This window comes from Phenylobacterium sp. (assembly GCF_004799395.1).
In the GTDB taxonomy this organism is placed as follows: Bacteria; Pseudomonadota; Alphaproteobacteria; order Caulobacterales; family Caulobacteraceae; genus Phenylobacterium.
In genome coordinates this window covers 1-9,846 of sequence record NZ_SSMZ01000081.1, presented here as the reverse complement: position 1 = coordinate 9,846, position 9,846 = coordinate 1, and the positions used below count along the sequence as shown (strand labels likewise).

The 9,846-nt window shown below is 66.2% G+C and carries 8 protein-coding genes; 5 read left to right on the top strand and 3 right to left on the bottom strand.

Features of this window, described 5'->3' with window-relative positions:
• The coding region (locus tag E8A12_RS05880; RefSeq protein WP_293366936.1) for a response regulator at positions 1-1,573 on the top strand (1,573 nt) is incomplete at its 5' end.
• A gap of 141 nt (positions 1,574-1,714) precedes the next feature.
• Here E8A12_RS05880 and E8A12_RS05875 read toward each other — a convergent pair.
• Both E8A12_RS05875 and E8A12_RS05870 read right to left on the bottom strand, forming a co-directional pair.
• The gene (locus tag E8A12_RS05875; RefSeq protein ID WP_293366935.1) at positions 1,715-3,523 is read right to left on the bottom strand and encodes a histidine kinase N-terminal 7TM domain-containing protein; all 1,809 of its coding nucleotides are present in this window, start codon (positions 3,521-3,523) and stop codon (positions 1,715-1,717) included.
• 365 nt (positions 3,524-3,888) lie between these two features.
• Positions 3,889-4,629, bottom strand: a complete 741-nt coding sequence (locus tag E8A12_RS05870) for a hypothetical protein (RefSeq protein WP_293366933.1) — start codon at positions 4,627-4,629, stop codon at positions 3,889-3,891.
• A gap of 328 nt (positions 4,630-4,957) precedes the next feature.
• Between E8A12_RS05870 and E8A12_RS05865 the strand changes: the two genes are divergently transcribed.
• The 3 genes from E8A12_RS05865 (at position 4,958) to E8A12_RS05855 (ending at position 7,628) form a co-directional block, all read left to right on the top strand.
• Positions 4,958-5,449 (top strand): hypothetical protein, encoded by a 492-nt coding sequence (locus E8A12_RS05865; RefSeq protein ID WP_293366932.1) that lies wholly within the window; start codon positions 4,958-4,960, stop codon positions 5,447-5,449.
• A 218-nt stretch (positions 5,450-5,667) separates the two neighbouring features.
• Positions 5,668-6,711 (top strand): VOC family protein, encoded by a 1,044-nt coding sequence (locus E8A12_RS05860; protein WP_293366931.1) that lies wholly within the window; start codon positions 5,668-5,670, stop codon positions 6,709-6,711.
• Between the two features lie 83 nt (positions 6,712-6,794).
• Entirely contained in the window at positions 6,795-7,628 is an 834-nt protein-coding gene (locus E8A12_RS05855) for a hypothetical protein (RefSeq protein ID WP_293366930.1), read from the top strand.
• Positions 7,629-7,851: 223 nt separating this feature from the next.
• Here the strand turns inward: E8A12_RS05855 and E8A12_RS05850 are convergent, their stop codons facing one another.
• A complete protein-coding gene (locus E8A12_RS05850) occupies positions 7,852-8,472 on the bottom strand; it encodes a CAP domain-containing protein (protein ID WP_293366928.1) in 621 nt (206 codons plus the stop codon).
• A gap of 676 nt (positions 8,473-9,148) precedes the next feature.
• Here E8A12_RS05850 and E8A12_RS05845 point away from each other — a divergent pair.
• The coding region (locus E8A12_RS05845) for a hypothetical protein (protein WP_293366927.1) at positions 9,149-9,846 on the top strand (698 nt) is incomplete at its 3' end.

Genomic DNA, 9,846 nt, shown 5'->3' with positions numbered 1-9,846 from the left:
GGAGGTATGCCCTGACCTGCCCTGCCTGCTTCGCTGCCTGTCCGAGGGCGCGGGCGTCGTACTGGTCGTCGAAGAAGCAATGCAGACCTCCGGCTATCCCGACCTGGTCCGCTGGATCGATGACCAACCGCCCTGGTCCGACATGCCGATCATCCTGCTCGCCCTGCGCGGCGGCGGCTTGGAGCGCAATCCCGCCGCCCAACGCCTAGCCGCGGCGCTGGGCAACGTCACCTTCCTGGAGCGCCCGTTCCATCCGACCACCCTGGTCAGCATCGTGGAGACCGCCTTGCGCGGTCGCCGCCGCCAGTACGAGGCGCGCGACCGCATCGAGACCATCCGCGCCGCAGAGGTCCTGCTGGAGCGGCGGGTCGAAGAACGCACCTCCGAGCTGGCCAGCGCCAACCGCCAGCTGGCCGGCCAGATCGCCGAGCGCGAGCGCGTCGAGGGCGAGCTGCGCCAGACCCAGAGGCTGGAGGCCGTGGGTCAGCTTACATCTGGCGTCGCTCACGATTTCAACAACCTGCTGATGGTGGTGCTGGGCAATGTCCGCCAGATGCAGAAGTCGCTGAGCGATCCGGCCTGCCAGCGACGCCTGCAGATGATGGCCCAGGCGGCCGAGCGGGGCGCGCAGCTTACCGCCCAGATGCTGGCCTTCTCCCGCCGCCAACGCCTCGAGCCCCGCGCGGTCGACCTCAACGACACCGTCGCCGGCATGCGCGACCTCCTGCACGCGACCATGGGCGGCAGCGTGCACATCGAGACCGTCCTGCAGCCGAGCCTCTGGCCGGCGATGATCGACCCCACCCAGATCGAGCTGGTGATCCTCAACCTCGCCATCAACGCACGTGACGCCATGGAGGTCGGCGGGGCGCTGACGGTCGAGACCGGCAATGTCACGCTGGGCTCCCCGGCGCAGCCGGAGGAGCCCACGGCCGGCGACTATGTGATGGTGGCGGTCACCGACACCGGCTCGGGCATGACGCCGGAGGTCCTGGCCAAGGTCTTCGAACCCTTCTTCACCACCAAGGCGGTCGGCAAGGGCTCGGGCCTCGGCCTCAGCCAGGTGTTCGGCGTGGCCAAGCAGTCTGGCGGCGGGGTGAAGATCGACTCGACGCCCGGCCGCGGGACCTCCGTGCGGGTTTTCCTGCCGCGCGCGGCCATGGCCGTCCTGCCCACGACAGTGGCGCCCGCCGCCGAGACCATGCCGCCGTCCGCCGACCTGAGCGTCCTGCTGGTGGACGACGACAGCGCCGTGCGCGAGGTGACCGCGGGCATCCTGCACGACCTGGGCTACAGCGTCGTGGAGGCCGGCAGCGGCGGAGCGGCCCTCGACGTCCTCGACCGGCAGTCGAAGATCGACCTCCTGCTGGTGGATTTCGCCATGCCCGGCATGAATGGCGCGGAGGTGGCGCGCGAGGCGCACGCGCGGCGCCCCGACCTGCCGGTGCTGTTCGTCACCGGCTACGCCGACACCGACGCCCTGGCCTCCGCCGGGGACGATGGGATCCTGCGAAAGCCCTTCGTCGAGGAGGATCTGGCCGCCAAGCTGCGCTCGGTCCTGCGAGCCGAATAGGCCGGCTGCTCATAAGACCGAAGACGGCGGCTGGGCATGGACGGAGGCGCGTCGCGACCACCGGAAGGCAGTCTCATCGCCTCAGCGCGATTCAACCTGGGTGGCACGGGCGCCAGCCGCGCCCGTATCCAAAACGGCGCCTTACGCATCTCTCATATGGCGCAGGAGACCATTCTCGAATTCCAGCTTGCGGAGTTTCTCGACCGCCCGCGCGCTTTCCCGTTCGAGCCGGTCGATCCTGAGGGCGTGCAGGTCGAGGCCGACCTGACGCGCGGCGAAGGCCAGCACCTCGATTTCGTCCGGCCGGTAAGCCTCGCCTCCCGGCTTCGGGCCCAGGAGCACGCCTCCGAGGAGGCCGTTGCGCTGAAGCATCGGGAGCGCCAGCGCCGCCGGGATCGCCGTGGCCGTGCCCGGCGCGAAGATCTCCCGCCGCTGCGCTCGCATGGCGACCAGGAGCGGCTCATCGGGATCAAGGACAGGCGGAAAGCTATCGGCTGGAGAATAGCCGCGGTAACGCCCGTCGGCCTCAAGCAGGTAGAGCCCGCAGGCCGCGCCGCCGGTGAACCGCACGAGTTCCGCCACGAAGGCGGACCGCAACCGATCCGGCCGGGTGATGAAACTCGCCTCCTCGACCAGCTGGCGCAGGTGTTTCTCGTTGTCGTGCCACCGGCGGAAGAACACCATTTCAAGGTGCCGTTCCACGAAGTCCCGCACCCGGTGGAAGGTCAGGTACACGCTGACCGCGATCACGGCATCGAGCAGGGCGCTCTCGTTTCGGCCCGAGGGCTTGAGGACGTGCTCAACTGCCCACTCCACCAAGCCGAAAGCCGTGAGCATGATCAGGCTGACGGCGCCGTAGACGAGCGTGCGGTTGAGGACAAAGCCCAGGTCGACCACGCGATGACGAAGGACCGCGTAGGCGAACAGCAACGGACCGATCAGGCTAAGCACCACATTCACGTCGTAGAGCGGATTCTCCGGGTCCATCCGGGCGAGCTTCAAGACCAGGAAGGAATAGGTCTGCACCGCCGAGAGCGAGAAGGTCAGGAACAGGGCGATCAGCAGCAGCCCGTAGCGCGCCCTCAGGAAGCCCGAGGCGCCGGCATATCCTCTGGCGAAATAGTAGACGGTCGCAGCGTAGGCGAAGCTCTCCTCGATGATGAGCAAGACGACGTTCGCCCGGATAAGGGGCGAGGTGTAGGCGAAGGCGTTCGAGTAAAACGCCAAGGCGAATTCCGCGGCCAAGCCGGCTATCAACGCGCCATACCCAAGCTTTTCGACGCGGGTCACTGGCCGGCTGTTGCTGTCGTAGAACGATAGCGCGAACGCCAGGATGAGGAACGGCACCAGGGCCACGCCGCTGTAGGCCACAGTCGTCCAGAATATCGACCAAGCAGGCGGTGAAGGAAAATTGCTGGTGATGGTGGAGACGACGAACGCCATTCCAAGCGCTTCCACGGCGAAATCCCCCCGCCGCCGGAAGAACAGCATCAGCCCCAGACCGAGGTCGAACAGGGTGATCGCAAACCTGTAGTTGCCGACGCTCCTCGATACGCCTTGGTATTCGGGAACGATGAGGGCCAGGTGCTGCGGCTGGCCGGGTGCAACGCGCGTGAATCCGAAGGTCTCGCCGGTCTCCAAGGCTCGGAAGTCATTCCAGCGGATATCCAGCCGAAGCCGGTCGCCTTCGTGCACTCCGGCTTGCGCCAGCGGGCTGCCGGCGCGCAGCCCTCGAACCCATACGTCAATGCGACCCGGATCGGTCGTGCGGATCAGGTCAGCGCCCAGTGAGGCTGAGGCCACCCCGCCATAGGTCGACGGCGCGAGCATGCTGGTGCGCACGTACATGGCCGTCGAGAACAGCGCCAAGAGGATGTAGAAATAGGCGCAAGCTCGCCAGAGCCGGGCGCCAAGGGGCCGCCGCGCGGGCAGATGTTCCGGAGCCGCCACCGCATCCCCCCAAAAACTGGCGCTACCGTAGCCGAACTTCAGATGACAATGGAATGGTCACTGCAAGGCGGAAGCAACCTTCGCCTCCGCTCGCGCAGCGGACCTACGGAATGTCAGCAACGGGTCATGAGCGGCGGTTCGCGATACGAGTTCGAGGTTAGACCTTGTGCTTCGGCAGATTCGAACCAAACGCGCCTAACCGCACTTCCCGCCGTCGCGATCGAAGGTCAACCTGGCCCCATCACCGGTCCTTGGCACAGCGCCAGACTCGACATTCCACGAGGCGAGCGAGTGCTTTCGATTCGTTGCTGATCTGCGAAGAGTCCGCCTATGGGGCCTGTGCGGTCGCGCCGATGCTTCTGCCCTTACCCCGTCCATCCCCAGGCCCGCACCAGTCCGGCCGTCGCAGATTTCCACGCGGGTAAGAAAAAGAGCACCGACACGATGGCTTCGCCGGTCCACAGCAGGGCCGCGCCCAACATCAGCGAACGCGTGACTCGACGATGCCGGATCAGATCCCACGCGAACATGGCGATCAGCAGCAGGGCCGTTCCCCAATAGTAGGTCAGCCAAACCGCCAGCGGGTTGTCAGGCGTCGCGCTGACTAGGTTTGTCGCGATGCGGCCGGGCCCGACATCAGCCAGCGCAATGGCCGCCAGGACCATAAAGCGGCTGTGATCGACGCGATTTCTGCGCGTGGCCACGCCGGCGGCGGTGCAGACCGCGAAGGCGAAAATGTCCTGGAACTCCTCGCCGAGGAACTGGGGCGCATAGTCAGGATGACCAACCTGCCGGGCCATGTCGACCATCGCGGCGACGATCCCAAGGGGGACCATCGCTGCCGAAACCGCGACCACCGCCCACCCCAGTTTGCGGTGAAGCCGGATGCTGCCCGTTTCGGCCAACAGGACCTGCGTCGACACCAGCCCCAGCCACGCCACGCTGAACGCGCCATGGAGGCCAAGGATGGGCGGCGGCGCCGGCTGTTCGTGCAGGAAACGTGCGAGATCCGCCCCGAACCCAAAGAGCGCGAAGGTCCATATTCCCAATATCCAAGCAAGCGTGACCCTGCGGTCAGCCTGCGCGGGCAGAGCAATAGTCGACATTGTTCCCCCCGATCCCCCGTCGCCCCGACGGCAACCTTCGAACCGCCATGTTCCCCGATCAGCAGCGCATGCGCCGCCGATCGATTTCAGACTAGGGAGGTGTCCGCCGAGGTGAAAGGTACATTTCTGTCCGGCGTGATCGAGCCCGAGAAGCCGGTGTTCTAGCGGGGACCTTGAGCAGCGGGGGCGCTGACGGCTGGGTTGCGCCAGAGGAACGGACCTTGGCGCCGCTCCGGAATCTGGACATTCATCAGTCTGCCCGACCGGACGCTGTCTTGGACGCTGGTGTTCTTTATAGTGCGGCTCTGTAATTCTGGGGGGCGGCAGCTTGGACTATCGACTGTTCGCCCTGCCTATTGTGATCGGGCTCTTTTCCTGGAGTCTCTGGCGCGCCTTCACGCGCGGCGAGCTTCCGCCGCGTGTTGGCGGTATCCGCAAGACAGAGGCGCCTATCAAATTCTGGGTTGTGGTGTCCGTGTATGGACTTGCTGTCGCCGTTTGGGCGGCGGCTGGCGTACTTGGGATCTACCGAGTGTTCCACCCGAGGCCTCTCGCTGAGCGGATCGCCTCATATTACCCGGTCGCGGCTGTAAGGCAGAAAGTCGGAGGCCACGCGGTGCTCAACTGCGCGGTCACGTCGGGCTATGGAGTCAAGGACTGCCACGTGGTCTCGGAGAGCCCGCCTGCCATGGGCTTCGGCCCAGCAGCTCTGCAGATTTCCAAGCTTGTTACATTGCCCGATCGAGACCGCGTGGGTGTCCATCCGGGCCAAGTGATCAATCTCCCAATCCGCTTCAAATTACCCGTGCGAAAATCCTAGCTGCACGGTGCTCAGCCGCTCCATTTGTGCGGGCCGGGTTGGTCGACGTTGCGCCTCGAGCGGCCGTTGGGATACCTCCAGAACCCTTCCGTTCAGCCGCTTCGGGCGCCAGGGCCGCGAACGGAGAGTTTCGGGATCTGAGCCAAGGGGGCGAACCGATCCCATTGCGGACCTTCGGGCCGCCCGGCTACGGTTCGTCGAAGCCTTGTGGGGGGAATATGCAAGACGCCGTGCGCCTGGGCGCGTCATTCGCCGTCGTCTGCGCAATCCTGGGCGGCATCTCGCTCGCGAGTTCAGCCGCCGCGCAGGGCGCGTGCCGGGACGGCTACGAAACCGCGAGATGCCCGCTCAGCGCGGCCGTCGCGACGGCCCCAATCGCACCCCTCTTCGCGCCGACCGGCTGGAAGACCGTTGCCCTGGACCACGTCACCATCGCCGTCGCAAACCCCCAGACAGAGGCGGCCTTCTACAGCGCGCTCATCGGCTGGCGGCTGCGCAGCGCCGACGGCAGCCGCGCCGTGATGGATGTCGGCCGCTGGGGCTCGGTCGTCCTGCAGCAGGAGCCGGGTCTGCCATCGGCGGTGGTCCGCGGCTTCAGCTTCGTCATCTCGCCGTGGAACGCGCAGGCGGTCGAACGGGCGCTGAAGGAACGCCGCCTGTCCCCCGTTCGCGACGACGACGGCAAGGGGTTCCAGAGCTTCCATGTGAAAGATCCGGACGGCTTCGACGTTCAGATCGGCAACGGCCGCGGCCTCGCTGCGGGCCGCAACGGTCAAGGAACGGGCGGATCCGCGGCGCCAACACCCGCGCCCTTCAAGCCGACAGGATGGCGCAGCGTCTGGCTGGATCACCTGTCCTTTCGGGTCACCGACTACAAGCGCTCGGCGTCCTTCTACGAGAACCTTCTCGGGTGGGCGCCGACCTATGACGAGGGAAGCCAGGCGGAACTGATGATCGGCGACGTGGGTGACATCATCATCCGGGGCGGCAACCCGAAGAACCCGGCGTTCAAGCCCTCAGGCCAGCCGGCGGTCCTCGATCATATCTCCATCGGTATCGCGCCCTGGGACACCGATACGGTCCGCGCTGAGTTGGAGCAGCGGGGCCTGCCCATCAGGGTCGATACCTCGACAAAGGACGAAATCCACGTCGCCGCCTACAAGAGCTATCACACCCGCACCCCCAACGGCTTCGACCTCCAGATCAGCTACATCACACAGGCGAACCGGCTAGCCCTGCCGAACGCGGTGAAGCCGAAGTAGGGCCAGCACTAGGCCGGTGAGGTAGTTGCGGCGCTTCGGCGAGTCCGGTTAGCTGCCCTCTCATTGATCCGTCGGGGGGCGGCATGGACATCCATAAACCCAAACCCTGGCACGGCATTCGGGAGTTCCTGAAGGAGTACCTGATCATCGTGATCGGGGTGCTGACGGCGCTGGGCGCTGAGTCCGGCGTCGAGTGGCTGCACTGGCGCCACGAAGTGGTGGCGGCGCGGGAGACACTCAGGCCGGAATACCTGCGCATCGTCCGCCTGGTCGGCGTGCGCGTGGCCCAGTCGCCCTGCATCGCCGAGCGCGTCGATGCCTTGAACGACATCCTCAACCAGGCCGGCCAGAGCGGGCGCCTGCCGCCCCTTGGCCCGGTGCTGCAGCCCACGCGCGACCCGTGGACCCTCCGGGGTTGGGAGTCGGTGGTCTCTAGCCAGGTGCTGCCGCACATCCCGCGCGAGGAGGTGCTGCTGGAGACCAGCATTGCGGCGAGAACCGACTACCTCATCCGCATCCGCGATTCCGAAATGGACCACTGGGCCGTGCTCGGCGGGCTGATGGGACCCGGACGCAAGATCGAGCCTGGAGAGCTACCCAGCTATCGCACCGCCTTGGGGCTCGCCGCGCGCGAGGCCGGGCTCATCCGCAGCAGCGCCGGCCTCCTCGTGCCCGACATCGTCGAGACCGGCGTCGTCACCCGCGCCGAGGCCACTAAGGCCTGGCAGGAGGGCATGGACGACGGACGGCGCTGGATAATCTGCCACCCGCTCGGCGACACACCGATCCGCTTCTCCGCGATGCAGGGCCCGGGGCTCAGCGCGCCGCCGAACAGCCCGTTCATTGCGTCGGACGATCCCGTTAAGAGAAGCTTGGCCAGCCCGCCGCCGAACCAATCGGCCACGGCCCACCCATAATTCGGGAAGCAGGGTCCGATTCCCCCTGTTGCGGACGTTGAGCACGTCGGCCTCCAGACGGTTTAGCAGCGCAAGGCAATCGCCCTCACGATCCACGTCGCCGCGTCCGGTGTGCCCCCCAGGGGACTTTCCCAGAATCAGTCCGCCGTGAGCCCACCAGACTTGTTCAGAATATCCAAAACGCCGTGAAAACCCGGCGATCATGGCGCTCGCTCAATCCAGCCTAACGCCGCGCCAGGGCTCCAGCGAAGTCGATCACGCACATCGAGCCGTATATGCGATGGGGCCCGCAACTGACCCCCGCGACTTGGTAGGCGGGCCCGAAAATGTTGTTCCGATGGCCGCGGTTGGGGACGCCGCTGTCGACGATGAGCTGGCGCACGACGTCGGCCGGCGTCCGATAGCCGTAGGAGATGTCTTCGGCCGCCAGTCCCGCCCAGACCTGATGATGCTGCAGGCGGTCCCCGAAGGTCTCGCCACGAGGTCCCGCATGACCCTCCTCTCCGCTTGGACCTTGCGCGGCGGTATGGGCTTGCGCCGCAGCGGCGAGCCTGCTGTCGTAACGCAGAGGCGCCAGCGGCCGGGTCTGGCGCAGAAAGTCGAGGGCCTCCTGGAGCGCGCCAGAGTCCTCGTAGGCGAAGGTCGCTCCAGCGGGGTCTGGGCGCTCGGTCTGCGCCTCTTCTTCTAGTCTGCGCGCGTAGGCAGCCGGATGGGTGCGGGCGAAGTTGATTTCGTCGAGGACGCTCTGATCGTGGGAACCGGCCAACGCCGCGCGCGGCGCAGTCCCAAGCCATAGCGAGAAGACGGCCGCAGCGACGGCTGCATGGAGACGGCGCTGATGCATACAAAATCCATTGCTACCGTCCCTCCACGCTCCTTACCTCGTACAAGATGGCCCTGACCACGCGGCCTGACGCCTCAGGGCCGCATGCGTCCAGCCGCTTTGGGTCGCTTCTAGCCATTGGATTGGAGCCGTAGACTTCCTGCCGGTAGACCTGATTGCGATCACGCCGAATCCGGACGCTCCCAACGGGAGAGAAGGGTCAGGTCCGGTCGATCTGCAGTGTCTCGGATGCGCCATCAGCAGCCAGTGGGCCAGCTCCAGAAACTCGCCCTTCGCGCGCGCCAAGTCGCCGGCTCCGCGAATGGCAAATTTTCGGCTCTGGCCCAACGGGGAGAACCGACCCCTAAGCGTACTCCGCTTGCGATGCGTTACGGTTGCCGCTCGTCGTCCGTCGGGCGTGAATCCGTCGCGACCGGAGGCGGCGGCCGAGCGCCGCCGCGCATGAAGAAGCGAAGGCCCGCGATCAGGAACGATGCGACCAACACGCCGACCCAGGTCAGTGGGTCGCTGAACGAGATGTGGTCCACTGGAGCCCTCGATGCATTGCAGGCGGAAGGTGTCTCGAAGGGCGCGCGCCGTCAAACCTGTCCGCGACGATGCGCGCCGCCCGCCATTGCCGGGGTTCGCGATGTCTGGCTAGCTCGCCTTAGTTGCGAGTGATCCGTCGGGGGGCGGCATGGACATCCACAAACCCAAGCCCTGGCACGGCCTGCGGGAGTTCCTGAAGGAGTACCTGATCATCGTCGTCGGCGTGCTGACCGCGCTGGCCGGCGAACAGACGGTCGAATGGCTGCACTGGCGGCACGTCGTCGCCGAAACGCGCGAGGCGCTGAACCACGAGCTGAGTTTTGACCTCGGCGTCGTTCAGACTCGGATCGACCAGGCGCCGTGCATGGCCCGGCGTCTGTCCGAATTGAAGACGGGCTTCGAGCTGCATGCCAATGGAGAGCCGCTGCTGTTGAAGCGGCCATTCGGGCAGCCCGACACCCCGCACCTTCGCACCTCGGTCTGGGAGACGGCGATTGCAGACCAGAGCACGTCGCACATGCCCCTGGACATCAAGCTCCGCTACGCCGGGGTCTATGAGGCGGTCTACTGGCTTCGGGAAAGGTCGACAGAGGAGCGGGAAGCCTGGACGCGCCTCAATGCGATCGATGACCAGAAGGTCATGACGGATCAGGACTGGGCGGCCCTTCACCAGTGGAAGGCCCACGCCCAAGCTCTCGCGGAGAAGGTCGATGACGCCATCCTGCCATATTCGAAAGACGGCGCGACCAGCCAACTGTTCCTTGATCGGACGGCTGGCCTTGGCGTGAAGGCGGAGCCCTTCCGCCTGGGTGGCGCGCAAGCGCGCTTGCAGGCGAGGGTCGCGAA

Excerpts from the sequence above, each read along its gene's own strand:
- E8A12_RS05860 (WP_293366931.1), top strand. The coding sequence starts at position 5,668 with ATGCAAGACGCCGTGCGCCTGGGCGCGTCATTCGCCGTCGTCTGCGCA.
- E8A12_RS05870 (WP_293366933.1), bottom strand. The coding sequence starts at position 4,629 with ATGTCGACTATTGCTCTGCCCGCGCAGGCTGACCGCAGGGTCACGCTT.
- E8A12_RS05850 (WP_293366928.1), bottom strand. The coding sequence starts at position 8,472 with ATGCATCAGCGCCGTCTCCATGCAGCCGTCGCTGCGGCCGTCTTCTCG.
- E8A12_RS05855 (WP_293366930.1), top strand. The coding sequence starts at position 6,795 with ATGGACATCCATAAACCCAAACCCTGGCACGGCATTCGGGAGTTCCTG.